This window comes from Salinicoccus albus DSM 19776, assembly GCF_000385175.1.
GTDB classification, from domain to species: domain Bacteria; phylum Bacillota; class Bacilli; order Staphylococcales; family Salinicoccaceae; genus Salinicoccus; species Salinicoccus albus.
The window spans coordinates 31,432-54,298 of record NZ_ARQJ01000029.1 but is presented as its reverse complement, the minus strand read 5'-3'; the positions used below and the strand labels follow the sequence as shown (position 1 = coordinate 54,298).

Annotated in this window: 23 protein-coding genes; 17 read left to right on the top strand and 6 right to left on the bottom strand. The window is 47.6% G+C overall.

Annotated features, from left to right (window positions below):
* Positions 1–119: 119 nt before the first annotated feature.
* The gene (locus G343_RS0108810) at positions 120–659 is read right to left on the bottom strand and encodes a glycerol-3-phosphate responsive antiterminator (protein ID WP_020007772.1); all 540 of its coding nucleotides are present in this window, start codon (positions 657–659) and stop codon (positions 120–122) included.
* Between the two features lie 209 nt (positions 660–868).
* Here G343_RS0108810 and G343_RS0108805 point away from each other — a divergent pair, with 209 nt between their 5' ends.
* Entirely contained in the window at positions 869–1,945 is a 1,077-nt protein-coding gene (locus G343_RS0108805) for an NAD(P)H-dependent flavin oxidoreductase (protein WP_020007771.1), read from the top strand.
* Between the two features lie 188 nt (positions 1,946–2,133).
* Here G343_RS0108805 and G343_RS0108800 read toward each other — a convergent pair whose 3' ends face one another.
* Complete coding sequence (locus tag G343_RS0108800; RefSeq protein ID WP_020007770.1) at positions 2,134–2,337, bottom strand: YjzD family protein; 204 nt, start codon at positions 2,335–2,337, stop codon at positions 2,134–2,136.
* A 538-nt stretch (positions 2,338–2,875) separates the two neighbouring features.
* On the opposite strand from G343_RS0108800, the gene G343_RS0108795 reads away from it, so the two are divergent.
* From G343_RS0108795 to G343_RS15840, 8 genes are all read left to right on the top strand, one after another.
* Complete coding sequence (locus G343_RS0108795) at positions 2,876–3,907, top strand: ABC transporter ATP-binding protein (protein ID WP_020007769.1); 1,032 nt, start codon at positions 2,876–2,878, stop codon at positions 3,905–3,907.
* Complete coding sequence (locus G343_RS0108790) at positions 3,907–4,836, top strand: ATP-binding cassette domain-containing protein (RefSeq protein ID WP_020007768.1); 930 nt, start codon at positions 3,907–3,909, stop codon at positions 4,834–4,836. Before G343_RS0108795 ends, G343_RS0108790 begins: the two co-directional genes overlap by 1 nt.
* A gap of 7 nt (positions 4,837–4,843) precedes the next feature.
* The gene (locus tag G343_RS0108785) at positions 4,844–5,806 is read left to right on the top strand and encodes an ABC transporter permease (RefSeq protein ID WP_020007767.1); all 963 of its coding nucleotides are present in this window, start codon (positions 4,844–4,846) and stop codon (positions 5,804–5,806) included.
* Between the two features lie 13 nt (positions 5,807–5,819).
* Positions 5,820–6,932, top strand: a complete 1,113-nt coding sequence (locus G343_RS14495) for an ABC transporter permease (RefSeq protein WP_020007766.1) — start codon at positions 5,820–5,822, stop codon at positions 6,930–6,932.
* Between the two features lie 209 nt (positions 6,933–7,141).
* Positions 7,142–9,007, top strand: coding sequence for an oligopeptide ABC transporter substrate-binding protein (locus tag G343_RS0108775; RefSeq protein WP_020007765.1), 1,866 nt, complete (start codon positions 7,142–7,144; stop codon positions 9,005–9,007).
* Positions 9,008–9,125: 118 nt separating this feature from the next.
* Complete coding sequence (locus tag G343_RS0108770) at positions 9,126–10,070, top strand: beta-ketoacyl-ACP synthase III (protein WP_020007764.1); 945 nt, start codon at positions 9,126–9,128, stop codon at positions 10,068–10,070.
* An 11-nt stretch (positions 10,071–10,081) separates the two neighbouring features.
* Positions 10,082–11,323 carry a beta-ketoacyl-ACP synthase II gene (fabF, locus tag G343_RS0108765; protein WP_020007763.1) on the top strand — a complete coding sequence of 414 codons (1,242 nt, stop codon included), beginning with the start codon at positions 10,082–10,084 and terminating at the stop codon, positions 11,321–11,323.
* 39 nt (positions 11,324–11,362) lie between these two features.
* Positions 11,363–11,494: a hypothetical protein gene (locus G343_RS15840; protein ID WP_281167422.1), complete on the top strand. Its 132-nt coding sequence runs from the start codon at positions 11,363–11,365 to the stop codon at positions 11,492–11,494.
* Between the two features lie 13 nt (positions 11,495–11,507).
* Here G343_RS15840 and trpS read toward each other — a convergent pair whose 3' ends face one another.
* Complete coding sequence (trpS, locus tag G343_RS0108755; protein ID WP_020007761.1) at positions 11,508–12,506, bottom strand: tryptophan--tRNA ligase; 999 nt, start codon at positions 12,504–12,506, stop codon at positions 11,508–11,510.
* A 276-nt stretch (positions 12,507–12,782) separates the two neighbouring features.
* Here trpS and spxA point away from each other — a divergent pair, with 276 nt between their 5' ends.
* The 4 genes from spxA (at position 12,783) to pepF (ending at position 16,921) form a co-directional block, all read left to right on the top strand.
* The gene (gene spxA, locus G343_RS0108750) at positions 12,783–13,181 is read left to right on the top strand and encodes a transcriptional regulator SpxA (protein ID WP_020007760.1); all 399 of its coding nucleotides are present in this window, start codon (positions 12,783–12,785) and stop codon (positions 13,179–13,181) included.
* A 183-nt stretch (positions 13,182–13,364) separates the two neighbouring features.
* Positions 13,365–14,018, top strand: coding sequence for an adaptor protein MecA (locus G343_RS0108745; protein WP_020007759.1), 654 nt, complete (start codon positions 13,365–13,367; stop codon positions 14,016–14,018).
* Between the two features lie 66 nt (positions 14,019–14,084).
* A complete protein-coding gene (locus tag G343_RS0108740) occupies positions 14,085–15,044 on the top strand; it encodes a competence protein CoiA (RefSeq protein WP_020007758.1) in 960 nt (319 codons plus the stop codon).
* 71 nt (positions 15,045–15,115) lie between these two features.
* On the top strand, positions 15,116–16,921 hold the full coding sequence (gene pepF / locus G343_RS0108735; protein WP_020007757.1) for an oligoendopeptidase F: 1,806 nt from the start codon (positions 15,116–15,118) through the stop codon (positions 16,919–16,921).
* Between the two features lie 891 nt (positions 16,922–17,812).
* Here the strand turns inward: pepF and G343_RS0108730 are convergent.
* The 3 genes from G343_RS0108730 to G343_RS0108720 are packed head-to-tail and all read right to left on the bottom strand — an operon-like array spanning position 17,813 to position 19,569.
* A complete protein-coding gene (locus G343_RS0108730; RefSeq protein ID WP_020007756.1) occupies positions 17,813–18,604 on the bottom strand; it encodes a DsbA family protein in 792 nt (263 codons plus the stop codon).
* Positions 18,605–18,617: 13 nt separating this feature from the next.
* Complete coding sequence (locus G343_RS0108725) at positions 18,618–18,983, bottom strand: globin domain-containing protein (protein WP_020007755.1); 366 nt, start codon at positions 18,981–18,983, stop codon at positions 18,618–18,620.
* Positions 18,967–19,569, bottom strand: coding sequence for a CYTH domain-containing protein (locus G343_RS0108720; protein WP_020007754.1), 603 nt, complete (start codon positions 19,567–19,569; stop codon positions 18,967–18,969). The genes G343_RS0108725 and G343_RS0108720 overlap by 17 nt, the downstream gene beginning before the upstream one ends.
* Before the next feature lie 129 nt (positions 19,570–19,698).
* On the opposite strand from G343_RS0108720, the gene G343_RS0108715 reads away from it, so the two are divergent.
* The 4 genes from G343_RS0108715 (at position 19,699) to mgtE (ending at position 22,860) form a co-directional block, all read left to right on the top strand.
* Positions 19,699–19,905, top strand: a complete 207-nt coding sequence (locus G343_RS0108715) for a hypothetical protein (protein ID WP_020007753.1) — start codon at positions 19,699–19,701, stop codon at positions 19,903–19,905.
* 37 nt (positions 19,906–19,942) lie between these two features.
* Positions 19,943–20,563: a GTP diphosphokinase gene (gene yjbM, locus G343_RS0108710; RefSeq protein ID WP_020007752.1), complete on the top strand. Its 621-nt coding sequence runs from the start codon at positions 19,943–19,945 to the stop codon at positions 20,561–20,563.
* 52 nt (positions 20,564–20,615) lie between these two features.
* On the top strand, positions 20,616–21,416 hold the full coding sequence (locus G343_RS0108705; protein WP_020007751.1) for an NAD kinase: 801 nt from the start codon (positions 20,616–20,618) through the stop codon (positions 21,414–21,416).
* Between the two features lie 127 nt (positions 21,417–21,543).
* Positions 21,544–22,860: a magnesium transporter gene (gene mgtE / locus G343_RS0108700; protein WP_083931381.1), complete on the top strand. Its 1,317-nt coding sequence runs from the start codon at positions 21,544–21,546 to the stop codon at positions 22,858–22,860.
* The last annotated feature ends 7 nt before the right edge of the window (positions 22,861–22,867 follow it).

Below are 22,867 nucleotides of genomic sequence, written 5' to 3'. Positions count from 1 at the left end.
TACAGCTACAAATACGGGCTCTATTTCTCCGTGTCCTATCAACTTATATACAAATATATACCGAAATGATAACGCTGTCAAATTATTTTATGATAAATGAGGATTATAAATAAATCCGGTTAATTATCAAACCATAATTGACGGTTGGAGGTTGTGATGAATTTTGCACCGGCGCTGATGGCAGCATCAACCTCCCCGTGAGTCTCAATCAGCCCCCCGGCAATCACATCTGCATTGACTTCCTGCGTGAACAGGCGGATAACTTTGGGAACAACACCCGGCAGAATCTCGATGCGGTCCGGTTCAGACTGCCTGATCAGACTGATGCTTTTTTCAATGGCGGAAGAATCGATGACAAAAATTCTCAGCACGGTTTTTAAGCCCAGATGATTCGCTTTTTTGATCAGACGCCCCCGTGTAGTGATGATGCCTGTCGGTTTGAATTTCTGATGGATAAACTCAAGGGAAGCGACATCTGCAGAAAGACCTCTGATGAGGTCAAGGTGGAGGTATACCTCGAAACCGTGTTTTTTCATCATGCTGATGTGACTTTCGAGATGACCGATATGGATATCAAGCACGACACATTCTCTGTAACTGCTTCCGATAAGTTTTTCAAAATCTTTCATTGAGCGTATTGCCGGGAGGATTCTAACCATGATTGCACTCCATTCATTTCCATGTTTAAGATACAGCTGATAAATTCCTTCTATACATATTGTATAGAAAAATGGGAACGGGGTATAGTGAAGAGAACAGCCCGCAGCTAAAGTACGGATAAGCCTGTGCCGGCGGGAGAGTTGTAAAAACTGTTTGATAAAAAACTACGATCATAGAAAAAACGCGATGAACACAAGGAGGAGAGCTCATGCACAATAAAATGTTGAAGGAACTGCTCGGCGTGAACCACCGCATCATCCAGGCACCAATGGCCGGCGGGATCACCACGCCGGAACTGGCGGCACAGGTGTCTGAAAACGGAGGTCTGGGTATGATCGCCGGGGGCGGTCTGCCGCCGGAAAAAGTGAAAGAGGCCATCCGCCGGACAAGGAAACTCACCGGTAAGACTTTCGGCGTCAACCTGTTCGTCCCGATGACCTTCGAAGTTACAGAAACGCAGGTGCAAAAGGCTTATGAGCGGCTGCGCCCGGTGCACGACGAATTTGGTCTGAAACAGGCAGATATCACTCCCCCGCGATACGAGGAAGCAGTGCATAAATTCAATGACCAGATCGGGACGGTCATTGAGGCCGGGGTGCCGGTATGTTCATTCATATTTGGCGTTCCGGCTGACGTCCAGATGGAACGGCTGAAGGAAGCCGGCATCATAACGATAGCGACTGCAACGACGGCAGAAGAGGCAGTGGCCATAGAGTCCGCCGGCATTGATATTGTCGTTGTGCAGGGATTTGAAGCCGGCGGACATCGGGGGGCTTTTCTCAAAGGTTCAGAAGACAGTCAGGTCGGGCTGATGTCATTGCTGTCTGAGACAGTTTCAAGGGTCAACATACCGATCGTTGCCGCCGGCGGCATCATGCACGGCAGAAATATCGCCGCTGCGCTCGTACTCGGCGCTGCCGGTGTGCAGATGGGGACCGCATTTTTATCCGTCGAAGAGAGCGGTGCACACAATCTGCATAAGAATGTGCTGACAGAGTCGTTGAATGTGCCGGCGGTCCTGACAAAGCTCTTCACAGGCCGTCAGGCCAGGGCGGTAAAGAATAAATTTATCAGCGAGTTTAAAGCATTTGAGGAAGAAATGGTCGCTTATCCGGTGCAGCGGAGTCTCACGCAGGCATTCCAGGATGCTTCAAAGGCGGCCGGGCGGATCGATTATGCAATGCTGCTGGCAGGCCAGGGCAAATATTTTGCCCGTGATTTATCGGCCCGTCAGTTGATTGAAGCACTGGCAGCGGAAACTTCTGAAATGGGCTATGAAATATAGACATACCTAACGGGGAAATTTGGAGTTAGAAGATGCTGTTATATTCGAAAATGTTGTATCAGTCATTTTCAATATGGCAATTCATATGACTTTTGAGTAATATTATTTCAATCAACTGTAAAAGATGCTCCTGATCATATTTTAAACACAATCACCCCCGCCGGCTAAGCCGGCGGGGGTGATTGTGTTTAATTATCAATCTGAGGATCTTGCTGTGAGTTGTCCTGCGGTTTGATCAAAAAGTCCAGGGCTATGATTGCTGCCGTCAGCAGCACTGCGAGCAGTATGCCGGTCCAGAAGCTGTAAGAACCGCCGCCGCCAAGACTGTTAATGACGAAGTTGATCATTTGTGTAAGCATCAGCGCCCAGATGAAAGTGACTAAGTATTTCATGGTCCTGCCTCCACTACATATTAATATAGTTTAATAATAACTTAAATACCGTTCAGTGTATAGTGCAAACTGGATATAAGAATGTCCAAAATTTAACAAATTATATCATTCACAAAAAAGCAGGAACCATAGATTTGACAGAATTTTATGCAAAGACTTTCAAGCGGCACTTAAAATTTTGAAAAAAGTTATTGAAATAGGTTATGCAATCGTGTATATTCAAACTTGTAAATACAGAAATATTGCCACAATTCAAAAAATAAATATTGCATAATGAAACTGAGAAAACTACAATAAGGTTAGCATTAAATTTATAGAATTGCCTGGTAAATCGCATAATTATTAGAACATCTCGAAAGTTTGTTACATGCTTGTATGATTAGGAAGCTTATTGAGATGCAGTACGTATACATTATTTAATAAGTAAATCCTATATTGAGCGATAAACTTTTTCATCCGATTGTCGCTTTTATCATACATAGACACTGTTTTTAAAGGAACAAAGGGAACAAGTAAGCAAGGAATGGGTGATTTATAAATGTCTGAGAAGTTACTTGAGGTCAACAGCCTGACGACTTCATTTAAAATCAAAGGGGAATACTTTCCAGCTGTCGATGATGTTTCTTTCAGCATCAAACCGAATGAAGTGCTTGCCCTGGTCGGGGAGTCAGGGTCCGGCAAGAGTGCGACTGCATTCTCGCTCATGGGGCTTCATACGAACGCCCGCATCAAAGGGGAAGTATTGTTTCAGGATAGAAAGATATCGGAAATGGGCGCTTCCAGGATGAATAAAATCCGCGGCGGCGATATGGCTATGATCTTCCAGGATCCGATGACGGCACTCAATCCGCTGATGAAGGTCAAGCTTCAGATTATGGAAACACTTAAAATCCATGGCAGCCGGTCAAAACAGGAGCGGCAGGCTTATGCCATCGAACTGCTTGACAGAGTAGGTATTCCGCGTCCGGATCGTGTCGCGGAGGCATTTCCACATGAATTGTCCGGCGGTATGAGACAGCGGGTTGTGATTGCAGTGGCCATTGCGAACCGTCCAAAACTGCTGATTGCAGATGAACCGACAACGGCCCTTGATGTGACGATACAGGCACAGATTCTCGATCTGATCCGCGAATTGCAGGATGATCTGGGTTCCGGGGTCCTGCTTATCACACATGATCTGGGTGTGGTTGCAGAGATGGCGGACCGTGTCGCGGTGATGTATGCCGGGGAGATTGTGGAGATTGCTCCGGCCAGGGAGCTGTTCAAAAACCCGCAGCATCCCTATACACGGTCATTATTGAACTCACTGCCGTCAGAAGAGATGCTCGGCAGCAGGCTTCACGTCATCCAGGGTGTGGTGCCGGCGCTCAACCGAATGGACAGGACCGGCTGCAGATTTGCGCCGCGGATCCCGTGGATGGACGCATCGGCACATGAAGATAATCCTCAGCTGCGCGAGATTGCCGATCAGCATTTTGTCAGGTGCACATGCTATAAAAGCTTTGAGCTGAAACCGGATGAAGCTGACATTGAGGCGGAGCAGATGAACGTTGAAGGGGGCAATGGGTGATGAATCTGTTGGAAATCAAAGACCTTAAAGTACACTTTCCGATCAAAGGGGGGTTTTTCAATACTGTCAAAGATTATGTCAAGGCTGTGGACGGTCTCAGCATCGATATTCCGCAGGGGACTGCATACGGCCTGGTCGGCGAATCCGGCTCGGGAAAAACGACGACGGGTAAAGCAATCATGGGACTGAACCATATCACAGGGGGGGATATTACATATGATTCTCAGCTGCTGACCGGGAAAGGGAAGACCATTGACGTCCGGGAAGATATCCAGATGATTTTCCAGGATCCCTATTCTTCACTAAATGCCCGCAAGCGTGTCTTTGACATCATTGCTGAACCGATCAGGAACTATCATAAGCGGACGAAAAAGGAATTGCTCGATGAAGTGCTTGGCCTGCTGGGCCGGGTGGGGCTGCCGCCCGGCTCGTTATATAAATACCCGCATGAATTTTCCGGCGGACAGCGACAGCGGATCGGTGTCGCCCGGGCGATCGCTCTCAACCCCAAGCTGATCATCGCAGATGAACCGGTCTCAGCGCTCGATGTTTCAGTCCAGGCCCAAGTACTCAATTTTATGCAGGAAATTCAGCAGGAGATGCAATTAACGATGATGTTTATCGCACATGATCTGGGTGTGGTCAGACATATGTGCCAGTACATTGGCATCATGTATCAGGGGCGCCTGGTGGAGGAGGGGACCACAGAGGATATTTTCAGGAACCCCCAGCATATCTATACCAAACGTCTGATTGCAGCCATACCGGATACAGATGTTGACCAGGTGGAACGCAACCTGGCGCTCAGGAACGCGATTAAGGCAGAGTACGATGAAAGTTTTTCCGATAATCTTGATGAAGAGGGCAGGGCCTTCCCGCTGCAATCCATTTCAGAAACGCACAAAGTCGCACTGCCGGGGAAAGGTTGATGGCCATATGCTGAAATTTACGATAAGACGTCTATTGATCACATTTCCGCAGCTTATCCTTCTCAGTGTACTCGTCTTCATGCTCGGTTCTTTGATGCCCGGGGATGCACTCTCAGGGTTGATTGACCCGAACATCCCTGCGTCAGCCATCGAAGAACGCCGTGAAGAACTCGGGTTGAATGATCCGTGGTATATCCAGTACAGGGACTGGGTATTCGCAATGTTCCAGGGTGACTTTGGAACCTCCATTTTTCACCAGCGCCCCGTCATGGACGTGATTGGCGGACGGCTGATGAACACAGTGTGGCTGTCTTTATTCTCGACAGTACTGATTTATCTGCTCGGTCTTCCGCTGGGTCTTGTGTCCGGGCGTTACAATGATTCCCTGCTGGATACGACAATTACAGGGTATACATACCTCGGCTTTGCAACCCCGCAGTTCATCTTCGGTCTGGTGCTGCTATGGATTTTCGGTTATAATCTGGATCTTTTTCCGACCGGCGGTTCGGTGGCGCCCGGGATTGAACCGGGTTCGATTGATTATGTGCTCAGCAAGATCAACCATCTGGTGCTGCCGAGTTTTGCCATCGCACTCATCGGTCTGGTCGGGACAGTGCAGTATCTCAGGAGCGGTGTCATCGAGACCAAGCAGAAGGATTTTATCGTGCTGGCCCGTGCCAAAGGGGTCAGTGAATCATCCGTCTACAACCGTCACATTTTCAGGAATTCGATATTGCCCATCGCAGCATTCTTCGGTTACGAAATCGTGGCACTGCTCGGCGGCTCGATATTCATAGAAATGATCTACAGCTATCCGGGCATGGGGAGACTCTTCCTGGATTCGATTTCTACACGTGACTTCAGTGTGGCAAATGTTCTGATCCTGTTCTACGGTTTCCTGGCAATCGCCGGTGCCCTGTTGTCCGACATCATCTTGAGTATCATAGATCCAAGGATCAGAATCAAGTAAGGGGGGTGTTCAGGTGAGTGATAAAGATAATGACAATGACAGATTCCATCGACAGGAAGAAAATAATGAAGACGCACAGCGCCGGCAGGATGAGATTGAAAGCCGTGCCGTTGACAGTGATGACAGTCCAAGATCCGGTGATGCTTTTGAATCCAGAAGTGATGATATGCACCGCCATGAAAAAAGCGACATGGACATGAGCGTCAAGGCGGACATCCCACATGGCGCTTCGGGTCACGGGGCACTGGATTCTAAAAATCTGCCGAGAAGCACGCCCGGCTGGAAAATACTCATCCAGGAGGTCATCGCGGATAAACTGGCGCTTTTCTCACTCATTATATTTGTATTGATTACATCTTATGTATTCGGTCTGACAATGTTCCTGGACCGGCAGGAAATTGTGTCAGTGGACCTGTTTGCCATCCATCAGCCGCCGGATGAGAATTTCAGGCTGGGTACCGACTATGGCGGCCGGGATATTTTCGGTCAGCTGATCATTGGTACGAGAAATTCACTGGCAATCGGTATTCTTGTGACGGCGATGAGCGTTGGGTTCGGGGTGGCCTATGGACTGATTTCAGGTTATTTCGGCGGCCAGATCGATAACGCATTGATGCGTGTCGTCGACTTTTTCATGGTGCTGCCTTTCCTGATGATCATCATCGTGTTCGTCACCATTGTGCCATCTTATGATATTTTCACATTCTCATTGATGATGGCAGCATTTCTTTGGACGGGGACCGCCCGGCTGGTTCGTTCAATCGCCATCCAGCAAAAAGAACTGGATTATATCAATGCCTCCAGGACTTTGGGGAGCTCCCATTTAAAAGTTGTATTCCTTCAGCTGATGCCCAATCTGGTTGGCATCATCATCGTCAATACAACGCTGTCGCTGGCGGCCAATATCGGCATTGAGTCCGGGCTTTCATTCATCGGCTTCGGTTTTCCGGAAGATTATCCTTCTCTCGGGACACTGATGGCTTACGCGACAAATGCCCAGACGCTCCAGCACAGATGGTGGATCTGGGTGCCCGCTGCTGTCATGATCCTTGTGCTCATGCTCTGTGTGCGTAACGTCGGTGAAGCATTGCGCCGGGCTGGAGACGCGAGACAGCGGCAGGCATAAATTCTCTGTTTAAGCACCTGCATACAGCAGGGTTTTAAACAGGGATGCGGGGAAACCGTATTGATATTTCAGATAATTGTGATGATATTAAAATATGTTTACTTAAAATTAAAAGTCAGTAATTTTTATCAATTTATGGTACTAAGTTTCAGTTAACGCTGAACTGAGTATATATATCAGTTTCAATTTTATTTAGGGGAGGTATTGTTATGGCTAAAAATTATTGGCCAAAACTGATGTTTTTTACGATGCTGATCATGGTGTTGGCATTGGCTGCCTGCGGGGGAACAGACGAGACAAGTACTGACGAAGGTTCTGAAGATACAGGCTCGGAAGAGGAGACAAGCGAAGGGGACTCCGGTGAAGGTTCAGGAGACTCCGGTGATTCGGCTGCTTCAGGAGAAGGGGAGATATACAACTACGAAGATTTTAATGTTCAGGTTTCCAACGACGCGGAGCCTACTGGTGAAGGGACTTTGAATGTAGGACTTTCATCTGATACACCTTTTGAGGGCACATTAAATTTCAACTTGTATCAGGGAAATCCTGACTTTGAAGTGATCAGTCTTTTTGATGAACCACTGCTCACGATGGATGAGGATTTCCAGTTCACCAATGAAGGGGCGATGGAATTCGAAGTGAATGAGGCGGACAACTCTGTGACATTCACGATGAAAGATGGTGTGACATGGCACGATGGTGAACCGTTGACGATTCAAGACTATGTTTATGCCTATGAAGTGATCGGTCATCCGGACTATCCGGGCATCCGCGGGTCGACTGACGGCTTCACCTTACTTGAGGGGTATAACGAATATAAAGCGGGAGAAGCGGATGAAATTTCCGGTATCGAAGTGATAGATGACCAGACGGCAGAGTTCACCTACACTGAACTAGCACCTTCATTGACTTCCGGAGGCTTCTGGTTCTATGCTATGCCGGAGCACCATTATGAAGGGGTGGAGATTGCAGATATGGCAGAAGCGCCGCAGACACGCGAAAATCCGCTCGGGATCGGCCCGTATCAGGTCGACTCCATTACACCGGGTGAATCGGTGGTCATGACCAAGTATGAGGATTACTGGAGAGGGGAACCGCAGCTGGATGGTATTGAACTGTCTGTAGTATCGCCGTCATCAGTGGCAAATGCGATGGAAACCGGTGAAATTGATCTGGCTATCAACTTCCCGACGGACCAGTATCCTGATGTTGCCGATATGGAAGGTGTCGAATGGCTGGCTAATCTCGAAGGATCATATACCTACATCGGGTTCAAATTAGGTGAGTGGAATGAAGAGGAAGGCAGAGTCGATTACAAACCTGAAGAGATGAAGATGGGAGATAAAGATCTCCGGCGCGCGATGTGGCACGCAATGGATAACAATGCTGTGGGCGAGCGATTCTATAACGGTCTCCGCTGGAAAGGGACGACACTGATTACGCCGTACCATGCAGACTGGCACAATGAAGATATAGAAGTGCCGCAGTACGACCCGGAGGAGGCCAACCGTATTCTGGATGAAGCCGGTTATGACGATACAGATGGCGACGGCTTCCGTGAAGATCCGGACGGGGAACCGCTCGAAATCAATTTCGCTTCCATGTCCGGCGGTGACATCGCCGAGCCATTGGCGAACTATTACATTCAGTCATGGCGCGAAGTCGGCCTCAATGTTCAATTGACGAACGGCCGTCTGATCGAGTTCAACACATTTTATGACATGCTTGAAAACGATGATGAAGCCATTGATATCTATCAGGGTGCATGGAGCGTCGGTTCAGACGTCGACCCTTACGGGCTGTACGGACCGGATGTACCATTCAACTATCCGCGCTATGAAACTGAAGAAAGCACCCAGCTGATGGAAGAGGGGAACTCTCCGGAAGCCATGGATATAGAGACTAGACGCGAAATATATAATGAATGGCAGGCACTGATGGTTGAAGAGATGCCGGTGATTCCAACCCTTTACAGGGCTGAAGTTGAACCGGTGAATGACAGAGTGGTGAACTATGGAATGCACATTGAATACAATGAGGAAACACTGCCATATCAGTGGGGTGTCAGCGAATAGATATCACTGATCAACAAGCACCTGTGCGTTCGCACAGGTGCTCTTTTCAATTGTATTAACGTTAAATATATGATAAATTAGTACCTAGTAATAACATGAGATTATAAGGTGTGGTCAAATGAAAAATGTAGGCGTGTTCGGACTGGGAACTTATGTGCCGGAAAAAGTGTTCACGAACCATGATTTTGAAAAGATTTTAGATACATCGGACGAATGGATTACAGAAATGACAGGCATAAAAGAACGCCGTTTTGCCGAAGGGATGGAAACGAGTGACATGGCGTATGAGGCGGCCGTTGAAGCCATCGATAATTCAGGTGTGGCTGCAGAAGATATCGACCTGGTCATCGTTGCGACATCCACAGGGGATCAGCAATTCCCAACTGTTGCGACAATGCTGCAGCAAAAGCTTGGCCTCCGTCCGGTTCCAACGATGGACCAGCTCGCTGCTTGTACAGGTTTTATATACGGTATGGTGACCGGGGCACAGTTCATCCAGACAGGCACCTATAAACATGTGCTTGTCGTCGGTGCGGATAAACTGTCCAAAATCACTGACTTCAATGACCGCTCCACGGCAGTTCTATTCGGCGATGGCGCCGGCGCTGTAGTGCTTGGAGAAGTGGAAGAAGAATTTGGGATCAAATCCTTTGACCTGGGCAGCGACGGCAGTGGCAGCGATTATTTATATGACGAGCGTGATACAGGCACGCTCAGGATGAATGGCAGGGAAGTGTTCAAGTTTGCCGTCCGTCAGATGGGCGAGTCCAGTGTCATTGTGACAGAAAAAGCAGGGCTGACCAAAGCTGATATTGATATGCTCGTGCCCCACCAGGCAAACATACGCATTATGAATGCTGCAAGGGAACGTATGGAAATGCCGCCTGAACGGATGAGTTCAACGATCGATAAATACGGTAATACTTCAGCGGCATCGATACCGCTTAGTATCCATCATGAGCTGAAAAATGATAGAATAAAATCAGGAGATAATCTCATTTTAGTCGGCTTTGGCGGCGGACTGACCTGGGGATCGATATGCATGACTTGGGGAGTTAAATAAGGAGGAAACTCATGAGTAAAAGAAGAGTAGTTGTGACAGGTGCTGGTGCACTCACACCAATTGGTAATACCGCACCTAAAACATGGGAAAATGCCCTGAATGGCTATAATGGTATAGGTAATATTACGCGATTTGACAACAGTGAATATAATATTCATGTTGCAGGTGAATTGAAAGATTTTGATGTGGAAAATTATATGGACAAAAAAACAGCACGCCGTATGGACCGTTTCACTCAGTATGCCATGATTGCTGCGGATGAAGCGGTCAAAGACAGCGGTTTGGAGATCAACGATGATAATGCAGACCGTGTCGGTGTATGGATCGGCTCGGGTATCGGCGGCATCCAGGCGCTTGAAGACGGCTTCAAAGTTTTGTATGAAAGGGGGCCGCGTCGCGTCAGTCCTTTCTTCGTACCGATGATGATTCCGGATATGGCAAGCGGACAGGTCTCTATCAAACACGGCGCAAAAGGGCCGAACGGCGCCACAGTCACTGCCTGTGCGACGGGCACAAACTCAATCGGTGAAGCATTCAAATTCATCGAAAGGGGACAGGCGGATGCCATGATTTCCGGCGGTACGGAAGCACCGATTACGAAAATGGGTGTGGCCGGCTTTCAGGCAAACAAAGCCCTGACCGTTACAGAGGATCCGGACAAAGCATCCCGGCCGTATTCAGCGGATCGTGACGGTTTTGTCATCGGAGAAGGTTCCGGCATCGTTATGCTTGAAGAGCTTGAACATGCCAAAGCACGCGGTGCGGAAATCTACGCGGAAATCGTGGGTTATGGTACCACCGGCGATGCCTACCACATCACGGCGCCGTCCCAGGACGGGGAAGGCGGCGCGCGTGCGATGCAGATGGCACTTGATGACGCCGAGGTGCAGCCCGATGCGGTCGATTATATAAACGGCCACGGTACAAGCACCGGCTACAATGATTTATTTGAAACGATCGCTATTAAAACAATCTTCGGCGACCATGCATATCAAATGCTTGTGAACTCAACCAAATCCATGACAGGACATCTCCTTGGCGGTGGCGGCGGCATGGAGGCCATCATCACAGCCTGCAGTCTGAGAGACGGAAGAGTGCACCCGACAATCAATCTGGATCACCCGGACCCCGAACTCGACCTGGATTATGTTACAGGCGGGCCAGTGGAAGCGCCGTTGAAATACGCAATGAGCAACAGCTTTGGCTTCGGCGGCCACAACGCGAGCCTGCTGTTCAAAAAATACGAAGAATAGAATTTTTTGGACGCCCCCGAGTTGGACGCCCGCCTCACCGTGAGTGAGGCGGGTGTTTTTGGTGAGGCGGCGTTTGGTGCTGATGTTGGACACTGCGGTGCAGACAATGTCCACCAAACCCTCGTGCCGCACAGAAAACCCGCCTCCAATCTGGAGGCGGGTATCAATTAAAAATTTTAAACATTTATCTTTTCTTGCGGCCGAGTCCCATGGCACGTTCCATTTTCGTCACCATTTTGTCTGCTTTGCGGGAGGCGCGTTCTGCGCCGGCATCGAGAATGTCGTCGAGCTTGCCGCTTTCAAGGTAGTCATTGACTCTGCTTTGAAAATCTGAAAGAAATGTTTCGACAACCCCGCCCAGATCTGTCTTGAATTCACCGTAACTTTTCCCGGCGTAGTCTTCAACCAGGCTGTCGATGTTCTGATCACTCAGGCTTGAATAGATTGTGAGCAGATTTGAAATACCGGGTTTTTCTTCTTTATCGTATTTGATTTCCGTGCCAGAATCGGTGACTGCACTGCGAATTTTCTTGGCGGCGGCCTTAGGATCATCCAGCAGGGAAATATAGCCTTTCTGGTTATCATCACTTTTAGACATCTTCCTGGCTGGATCGTTCAGGCTCATGATGCGCCCGCCGTATTCGGGATGTTTCACTTCCGGCACGGTCAGTATATCATTGTATTTTAAATTAAACCGATCCGCCAGATCCCGTGTCAGCTCCAGATGCTGTCCCTGGTCTTCACCAACGGGTACAACGTGGGCACCGTATATGAGTATGTCTGCAGCCATGAGTGACGGATATGTCAGCAAGCCGACGCTGATGCCGTCTTTCTGACTGTGCTGGCGTGCTTTATCCTTATATTGGGTCATGCGCTCGAGTTCACCGATATAGCCGACGCACTGCAGCATCCATGCTGCTTTCGCATGGGCGGCAACTTCACTCTGGATGAATAAAGTGATCTTATCCGGATCCAGTCCGGATGCCAGATAGATGGCAGCGAGTTTTTTTGTGTTTTCTCTTAATTTTAACCTGTCCTGCGGTATCGTAATCGCATGCTGATCTACGATGCAGAAGTATGAATCATACTCATGCTGCAGCGCCGCGAATTGCTGATACGCGCCGATGTAGTTCCCGATGGTCGGGATGCCGCTGGGCTGGACGCCTGAAAATAATGTTTTCATGTTTTTTCACCTTTACTTAAGTCATTAAGTATATGATAATAAACTTCCGGAGCCGTTGCAATAACGGACCATTTTCAACATATCGTAACAATTTTTAGAAATATTTTTGAGATTATTAGATTTTTCTCATTTTATTTTAATGTTCGGTCCCTATAATAATAATTGTACATAAGACATAGCGTTAAAATGGAAATTCATCAGACAAATGATTATAATTTCTGAGTAAGGGTATATGTTTTATGATACAAATCTTTTAAATTGGAGTGTGAGCAACTGATGGTAACACTATTTACTTCTCCAAGCTGCACATCATGCCGTAAAGCAAAAGCATGGTTACAAGAAAACGAAATTCCTTATACTGAAAGAAATATATTCTCCGAGGCACTTACTTTAGATGAAGTAAAATCCATCTTAAGGATGACTGAAGATGGCACGGATGAAATTATTTCAACAAGGTCAAAAACATTCCAAAAACTTAATGTTGATATTGATAGCCTTCCTATGAATGATCTCTATGAACTGATCATGGAGAATCCGGGACTGCTCAGAAGGCCGATCATCATGGATGAAAAACGTCTGCAGGTCGGGTATAACGAAGATGAAATCCGTCGCTTCCTCCCAAGGACTGTAAGGACGTTCCATCTGAATGAAGCAAAACGTTTAGCAGAAATGTAAGAAATAATATATATCTCCCCCTCAAACTGATATATATACGATGATGAACGGTGCCCGTGGATGACTTGTATCCACGGGCACTTTAACGTATAATGGCTTAATAATTCCAAAATTGGCATTAACCATATTTCTTGGGGTATAATATAGATAACAACCCATATTTGATAAAAGGGAGTGAGAGGTATGAGAATTGAACGAGTGAATGATTCGACGATCAAGTTTTTCATTACGTATCATGATATTGAAAAACGAGGTTTCGATCGGGACGACCTCTGGACCAGCCGCAAACGCGGTGAAGAATTCTTTTGGTCACTTATGGATGAAGTGAATCATGAACAGGAGGACGACTTCACAATGGAAGGGCCGCTGTGGATTCAAGTTCATGCATATGACAAAGGAGTGGAAGTTGTAGTTTCTAAGTCACGCGACGACGAAGAACCTTTCCAAACGGAGCAGACGCCTATGAATATAGATAATAAAGATATTGAGGAATTCCTTGAGGACTCCGAAGCCGGCGGCAGTAAAAACGTACCTGTAACTAAGGAGCCGATCATGGTACGTTTTGCCGATTTTGAGGAGCTGATCAAGTATGCACACGAAGTAGAGCAGGATGAAACACAGTATGAAGATCTCCTGATCTCCTATGAGGGCAGATACTATTACCAGATTTTCTTCGATTATCGTATGGATTATATGCAGATGGAACGTGTTGAAGCGAAGCTGCTCGAATACAGTGCGCCTGCAGAAATTTCCAGTATGATTGTTGATGAGTACGGCAAGATCATCATGAGCAATAATGTAAGAGGTCAGGTAAGAAAGTTTTTCCAAGAAAAATAAATTATTTGTGCGCTAAAAAAAGCAAATCCCTCTTTTTCTATTATATATAGAAAAGGAGGTTTTTTAATGTTTATCGCGATTGATGAGACCGGCCATCAGATTACAGCATACGAGGCCAGAAAATCCAGGAAATATTTCTGTCCCGTCTGTGATGCACCGGTCACTTTCAAAGCCGGCAATATAAAACTGCCGCACTTTTCCCACCATCGCATCATCGACTGCACCCGCTACCTGTACAAAAAGGAATCCCTCCGGCATCTGGAGGCCAAGCATGATCTGTATCTTCAGCTCAACGGCAGAGCGCGGGTCTCTATGGAATATTATCTGCCGGAAATTGAACAGATACCGGATCTGCTTGTCGATGAAAAACTGGCCGTGGAGATCCAATTGTCAAAGATATCCCAGGATCTGATTGTCGAGCGTTCGAACGGCTACCGGAAGCTTGGCATCGACGTCGTCTGGATTTTGGATGAGGCGGAGCTAAAAACGGTAAACGGGTTTTTATTCCCAACACATTTTCAAATATCAACGATGTACAAGAATTCGATATTCAGCTGCGATATGGAATCGAAGCGGTTATTCCGCCGCGTGCTCTTTCATCATCATGGGTGCGGCAAATGGCGGTTTTCCAAAGTTGAAATTGAAGCGGCATCACTCCTCCGGTTGAGCGGGGTGAACATCCCATTGAAAGCTGAACTCTCCAATGAGGAAATGCTTCAGATGGTACAGCGTGAAAAAGCTCAAAAAAGTGTGCTGAATCCGACACTTTCGTTCATCTATCAGCTATCGCTGGATGAAAGGTGTCTGCCCGGACATCTGTGCTGGACGGTTGAGCCCGAACGGTGGATTTTGAATCCGCCGCTGGAATGGAAATTGTTTATCTGCCACGGACTCGAAACAGACAGTTTTGACTGGGGTCGGTTTGAGCGTTTCATCCGGATGCGCAAAGTGCACGGGGCACCGCCTAAACAGACGATTTTGCAGGCACTTTTGAAAAGCTATTATTTGTTATATAATTCACAATAAAGTTCGAGAGTTGAAATTTTCAACGGATATTGAGAAAATTGAACTATCTAAATTTTTGGGAGGGCTGACGTATGGCAAAAGTCATAACAAGAGAAGAACAACAGCTAGAAAACACATGGGATTTGACGACGATCTTCGAGTCGGATGAGGCGTTCGAAGAAAAATATAAAGAACTGGAAGGCCGCCTCGGCGAGGAAGAAAAATATAAAGGGGCGATCGATTCTGTACAGACGCTTGCGGAAGCGCTGGAACTCGAGCGTGAAATTGACGTGGAAGTCAGCAAATTGTATGTATATGCGCATTTGAAACATGATCAGGATACTTCGAACGATACTTACAGTGCGCTTGAATCCAAGGCGCAGATGCTGGCCGTCCGCTTTGGCACGGCGTGGAGTTTTCTGACGCCCGAAATTATGAAGATTGATGAAGCCTCATTGAAATCTTGGATGGCAGATGACCGTCTGAAAGAATTCAAATTTGACCTTGAAAAATTGAATCAGAAACGTGCCCATGTGCTCAGTGACAAGGAAGAGAAAATCATGGCGCAGGCAGGTGAAGTGATGGGCAACCCGGCGTCTACTTACAGCATGTTCAACAATGCGGATCTGGAATTTGAAGATGCGGTTGATTCTGACGGCCAGGGTCATACCCTTACACAGGGGACTTTTGTGGATCTGCTCAAATCGCCGGACCGCCAGCTGAGGAAATCCGCGTATGAAAATCTCTACACCAAATACGGTGCGTTCAAAAATACGCTCAGCCAGACCCTGACAGGCGCTGTTGACACCCATAATTTTTCAGCGCGGGTCAGAGGCTACAATTCAGCGAGACATCAGGCACTCTCCAACAACTTTATCCCCGAAAGCGTCTATGATAATCTCGTCAAAACGGTCAATGATCATCTTTACCTGATGCACCGCTACGTTGAACTCCGCAAACGGATGCTCGGACTGGAATCATTGAAGATGTACGATGTGTACATGCCAATGGTCAAGAATGCTGATTTTGATATGAGTTACGAGGAAGCGAAGGATTGGATGCTCCGCGCCCTCGAACCGATGGGCGAAGAATATGTCAATATTATCAAGGAAGGGCTCCAGAACCGCTGGGTGGATGTTTATGAGAATAAGGGCAAGCGAAGCGGCGCGTTTTCATCCGGCACGTATGGCACCAATCCGTTCATACTGATGAACTGGCATGATAGTGTGGATGATCTTTTTACGCTGACGCACGAGTTCGGCCACAGCGTGCACAGCTATTACAGCCGTAAAAACCAGACATCCAACAATGCCGGATATTCGATTTTTGTCGCAGAAGTAGCCAGTAACTTCAACGAGGCGCTGCTCGCCGAATATATGTTCAATCATCTGGAAGATAAACGGAAGAAGCTGTATCTGCTCAATGAACAGCTCGAGGGGTTCAAAGGCTCTGTATTCCGTCAGACAATGTTTGCAGAATTCGAGCATAAGATCCACACGATGAAAGAAGGCGGCGAACCGCTGACAGCCGGCGTGCTGAATGAAGTGTACGGCGAACTGAACCGCAAATACTTCGGGGAAGCGGTCGATTACGACGAGTATATAAATCAAGAGTGGGCGAGGATCCCGCATTTCTATATGAATTATTATGTGTACCAGTATTCTACCGGTTATTCCGCCGCCGCCAGCCTGTCCAAAAAAGTACTGGAAGAAGGCAGCGGTGCGGCAGAACAGTACATCAACGAATTCCTGAAAAAAGGTGACTCCGATTATCCGATCGAAGTGCTGAAAAATGCAGGTGTCGATATGACCACTGCAGAACCGGTGGAAAATGCGATGAAAGTGTTTGAAAAGCAGCTCGATCAGTTTGAAGCACTGGTTGCTGAACTCGAAGAATAACACAGGCGCAGGCAGATCTTTTTGCAAGATTTGCCTGCATTTTATGCGGTGCATTAGTTTATTAACCCAACGAACTATTTATTGTGATGATGGTTTAGGTTTATACTATTGGAAAATGTCTAAATATGTATATGTATTATTACATTATTTGAATTTATTTACATCTGTTAATTTAATGGGATTGTGCTTTTGAAAACATATGAAATCGTGCATAAAATAAGGTTTTTGGCTACATGTATGTTAAAAACAGACAAGTTATTTAATGAATACGTTTACATTGTGTCAATCTTGTGAAAAGTAGCTCAAACTCTTGTTTATCTGCGTAAACCATGATATATTCTAAACATGAAATTTTTATCACTGAAACATACCCCTTTGTTAAACCAGTGAGAAATTTCTCCCATCCCCTTTGTTTGAGCAGCACACTGCAGAAGGTGTGCTGCTTTTTTTATTAATTGAATCAAATCCAAAGATAATGGCTGCTGGATCAATCGGATCCGGTTGCCATTTTTTAAATGAGTCAGGCGGACGCGTGATGCGTTCCACTTTTTGTTTTTGGCGGGATTATCCATACCACAATGCCCGGGAAACAACTGAGTGTATTCGATTCCCGATCGAGTACAAGCGGGGCGTCTGTCGTGTATTCGATTCCCGATCGAGTACAAGCGGAGGCCCTGTCGTGTATTCGATTCCCGATCGGGTATAAGCGGGGCGTCTGTCGTGTATTCGATTCCCGATCGGGTATAAGCGGGGCGTCTGTCGTGTATTCGATTCCCGATCGAGTACAAGCGAAGACCCTGAAAACACACAAAAATCCCGCCCTCACAAAGAGGGCGGGGCAATCTTCATTGAATTAAAACCTCATTCTGCAATGACTCTTTTAAACTGGAACTACTTCCCCAAACCGGATGTGCCTCCATACACCTGATAGAACATGCCTTCCTCTGTCTGAATTTCTTCGATCAGCCGCTGCAGTCTGAGCTTTTTCAACTCATTCAGCAGCAATCCGCTCCGCCACTCGAATACTGTTTTCAGTTCGCGGAAGCTGACGACCTCATATGTTTCAATATAGTCGTATATACTCGGCAGCTGGTGTTTATCGATTTCTTTTTCGATCAGTTCGTTGATGATATAGGTGTATATATGATACGGATAGACCCCTTCCACTTTTACGCCTTCTGCATGCTCATCCCCTGAAAAGAAAATGACTGCAGGAAGGGTTTCGATATCCATTTCACGGTAGACGGCGAGATCCCGTTTAAGCATCGTCCGGACGGTTTCGGATTTGACGTCATCAAAGAACTCGCGTACATCAAGGCCGGCAAGTTCAGCACTTGATTCCATGTGTTCGGTGGTGCAGATGCTTTTTGTCGGAACGACGCGGTTGAGTACGTAGCGCATGAATGCACGTGCCTTGTTGCGCCCCTGGATTTCGGCTGCCTTATATGCGAGGGCCAGGTTATCTGTCGAGGATGTCGACTGGGCCTGGCATTTTGTCAGAACGGTGAGCGATGGTGCGAGTATTTTTTTGATGGTGATATGTCCTCTGTATTCAATCATCAGTTTGTTGATAATCGGTTCGATTTCGCGGCTGTCATCCGAAAAAGGGTCGAAAAAGTAGAATAATTCAACATGGTGGGTCGATGGTTCCAGCACAAGTGACTCTTCACGAGCTTTATTCATATCCTCACCCTGCTTAATCTGAATTCACCATTGCGTTTGCGGTCATTGTATAACGCTTGAGCAGATAGTCCTTCATCTCTGCGTCAAGTTCTACATCGTCCATTGCTTTTTCCATATTTTCCAGCCATGCATCTCTCGCAACTGGTGTAATGCGAAAGGGCATATGCCGCATCTTGAGCATCGGATGCCCGTATTCCTCGATGTACAGGTTGGGGCCGCCCAGGAACTGCGTCTGGAACAGCTTCTGTTTATAAGCGGTCTCACTGAGATCATCCGGGAACAGGTGGTTCATCCGTTCGTCTTCGGCAACATAGGAATAGAAAATGTCGATCATACGGTAGAGTTTTTCACTGCCGATCACTTTAAAGGGTAAAGGCATAGTTATCCCCCGTCCTGATACTTGAGAGCTTGGTGTAGAAACGTTCACTTTTCGTGATCTCCCTGCGCCTGTCGATGCTGAAATCTTCCAGCAGCTCAAGGAAATGTGTCTCACCCTGGGCATAGTCGTCCACTTCATATTCCAGTTCGTAGTCCGTCTCATCGAGGAACGTGCTGCTGTCCAATACGAGCCTGCCTTCCTTATACGGCACTTCGAACCGTTCCGTCGACAGGGCCCCGTAGATTTTCAGCTGCGCCGTATCGATGCTGAAGCGTTCGAGCTCCTCACGGATCAGCCCGGGGACTTCACTTGCCGGCACGTTGCGATCGAAATTCAGATCGCTGGCGACTTCACCGTGATATTCCATCACGCCGTCCTCGGAAGGTTTCTTCAACGTCATTACCTGGCTGCCCCTCGCCTCCCGTATTCTCAGCAGCAGGCGGTTCGCCCGCATCTCAAGCTCCGGTGTATCTATATAGAAATTGGTTTGAACGACGGGTTTGGCATTCTGGAAAAACGCTTCCCGCAGCCGGCCAAACTCATTTCCTGTCAGCATATTTTTAAATTCTATCTCCAGTTCCTTCATGGAATCCACTCCCTACATAATATTATCTATAAATTGAAATGGACTGTAAAGTAAACAGATTTCTACGTTATCAAAAGTATGCTACTGTGGTAAAATGAAGTGCGCAAGGAGTGAAACGATTGGGTATATATGCAGATGAAATCAAATGTGAAAATAATATGTTTAAATGCAATGCACATAAAGATATCGCAGGACTGGCCGCCGGAATGCTCGTGGATTCCGACAACATGCGAGGGTTCCTGCGAAGCGCTGGATTTCCTGTTCGATAACAGCATAGACAGTAACAACTGTGCAAAAGATTTCGAAGCGGCAATCAGAGAAGAATTCGAACTATGATCGATAATTAGAACGGATTTTAGACTGGAGTGTTTTTATGGAAGAATGGGAGAGGTTTCTGAGCCCGTACAAGCAGGCAGTGGATGAGCTGAAAGTGAAGCTGAAAGGGATACGCAAGGATTATGAGCTGGACAGTCATTCTTCGCCTGTGGAGTTCGTCACCGCAAGGGTCAAGCCGGTTCAGAGTATCATAGAAAAAGCGAGCGCACGCAATATTCCATACGATCAACTGCGCGAAGGCATGTATGATATCGCAGGCATCCGGATCATGTGCCAGTTCGTCGACGATATCAAAGCTATCCGGGAGAAAATCAGTAAACGCGGTGACATGACGGTCGTCGAGGAACGGGACTATATCGAGAATACGAAAGAGAGCGGCTACCGTTCCTATCATATGATCATCGAATATCCGGTGGAGACGATCGACGGTACCGCCTATGTTCTGGCGGAGATCCAGATCCGTACGCTGGCGATGAATTTCTGGGCAACCATAGAGCACACACTCAACTATAAATACAGCGGCGAGTACCCGCCTGAAATCAGGCAGAGGCTCCAGAATGCAGCAGAAGCGGCCTATCTTCTGGATCAGGAAATGTCAGAGATCCGCGAAGAGATCCAGGAAGCTCAAAAGTACTATACGAAAAAACGCAACATATGATGTCTCAAAGTATACGGGTTTTCATTCAACAAAGGAAAGGCGGAGGTACATTATGAAATTTTTCATCGTCTCCAAGGGGGACACGAAATCCAATGCGCTAAAAGATAAGATGATGAATTACATGATTGATATGGGGATGACCGAAGAGGAAGAACAGCCTGAAATTGTTATTTCCGTCGGCGGGGACGGCACACTGCTGCAAGCTTTCCACAGCTACCAGCATCTGCTTGACCACACAGCCTTTGTTGGTGTACATACAGGTCACCTTGGCTTCTATGCCGACTGGCTGCCGCATGAAGTCGAGCGGCTGGTCATTTCGATTCAGAGCGATGAATTCCAGGTGATCGAGTATCCGCTGTTAGAAACGATTGTGCGATATGAAACGACAGGAACCGAGACGCGCTATCTCGCGCTCAACGAGGCGACGCTCCGGACGGACAACGGCACGACGCTTGTGATGGATGTCGACATCAGGAACCAGCATTTCGAACGGTTCCGCGGCGACGGCCTGTGCCTGTCGACGCCCTCTGGTTCCACCGCATACAATAAGGCCCTCGGCGGTGCCCTGATCCATCCGTCACTCGAGGCGATCCAGATGACCGAAATTGCTTCGATCAACAATCGGGTGTTCCGGACGGTAGGATCGCCGCTCGTGCTGCCGAAGCATCACACATGCCAGGTACTGCCGGTGAACAGTGAGGTCTACAGTCTGACGATCGATCACATCAATCTTGTACACAAGGGGGTCAAGTCGATCCAGTACAGGGTGGCTGATGAGAAGATCCGGTTCGCCCGGTTCAGGCCCTTTCCGTTCTGGAGACGGGTGCATGATTCATTCATCTCTGCAGATTGATCTGTGGATGCAGGCTGGACGATTGAACAGAGATCGAATGCTAAATTATTCTTAACAGGTGGTGGGCGTTGTGCCGGAATTAGATGAAGTGATCCAGACAGAAATTAGTCATGAAGCATTGCGCTCGATGTTAAAAAACGATAATATTGATGGTTTCCGTAAAGGTTTCGAGGCCCTGCATAACTATGAGCAGAGCGAACTCTTCATGGAACTGGATGACACGGAGCTTAACCGTCTTTATCAGTTTCTGAGTCCTCGGGAAGTTGCGGAATTCTTTGATGTGTTGGAGCTTGAACCTGAAGAATATGAAACGATTTTCGATACGATGGATGCCAGATACACCTCAGATATGCTCGGAGAAATGCAGTATGATAACGCGGTGGATATACTCAGTGAGATTTCCAGGGATAAGCTGACTTCATTCCTGACGCTCATGGATCAGGCGGATGCGCAGGAAATTCGCATGCTGCTGAACTATGAAGAGGATTCAGCCGGCGGTATCATGACGACCGAGTTCGTCAGCATCACCTCCGTCATGACAGTGCGCGAAGCTATGATTCATCTGAAGGCGGCGGCGCCGGATTCAGAAACGATCTACTACGTGTTCGTTGTCGACGAACAGCGCAGGCTGGTCGGCATCCTGTCTCTGCGTGAACTGATCATTGCAGATGATGATGAATACATCGGGGACATCATGATCGAGCGTGTCGTCTCCGTGAAAGTATCCGCCGACCAGGAAGACGTGGCGCAGATCGTGCGTGATTATGACTTCCTTGCCGTGCCGGTTGTGGATTACCAGGAACATCTGGTCGGCATCATCACAGCCGATGACATCATGGATGTCATCCACGAAGAGGCTGGCGAAGACTATTCCAGGCTGGCCGGTATGACCGAGATCGAAGCGGCGACTGATTCCTCGCTGGCCACAGCGAAAAAACGCCTGCCGTGGCTCATTGCACTGACCTTCATGGGGATGATCACCGCAACGATGCTGACGGTTTTTGAAGACACGCTGGCGCAGGTGGCTGTACTTGGTGCTTTCATACCGATTATCGGCGGCATGGCTGGCAATACGGGGACGCAGTCATTGGCTGTGGCCGTCCGCGGTATCGCTACAGGAGAAATAAAAGCAGAGAGCAAGCTGAAGCTTGCATTGCGCGAGATGGGCTCGGGGATGATTACCGGAACGGTCTGCGGGGCAATATTGTTTGCCATCATTCTGGTCATGTACCAGTCACCGGTCCTGGGCCTGATTGTCAGCAGTTCACTGATGATTGCAATGACGCTCGCGACATTGCTGGGCACGCTCGTGCCGCTGGCGATGAGCAGAGTCGGGGTTGACCCTGCGGTGGCCAGCGGCCCGTTCATTACGACATCAAACGATATCATCAGTCTGCTGATATACTTTTCACTCGCCAATACCTTTATGACGTATTTACTTTAAGGAGAAG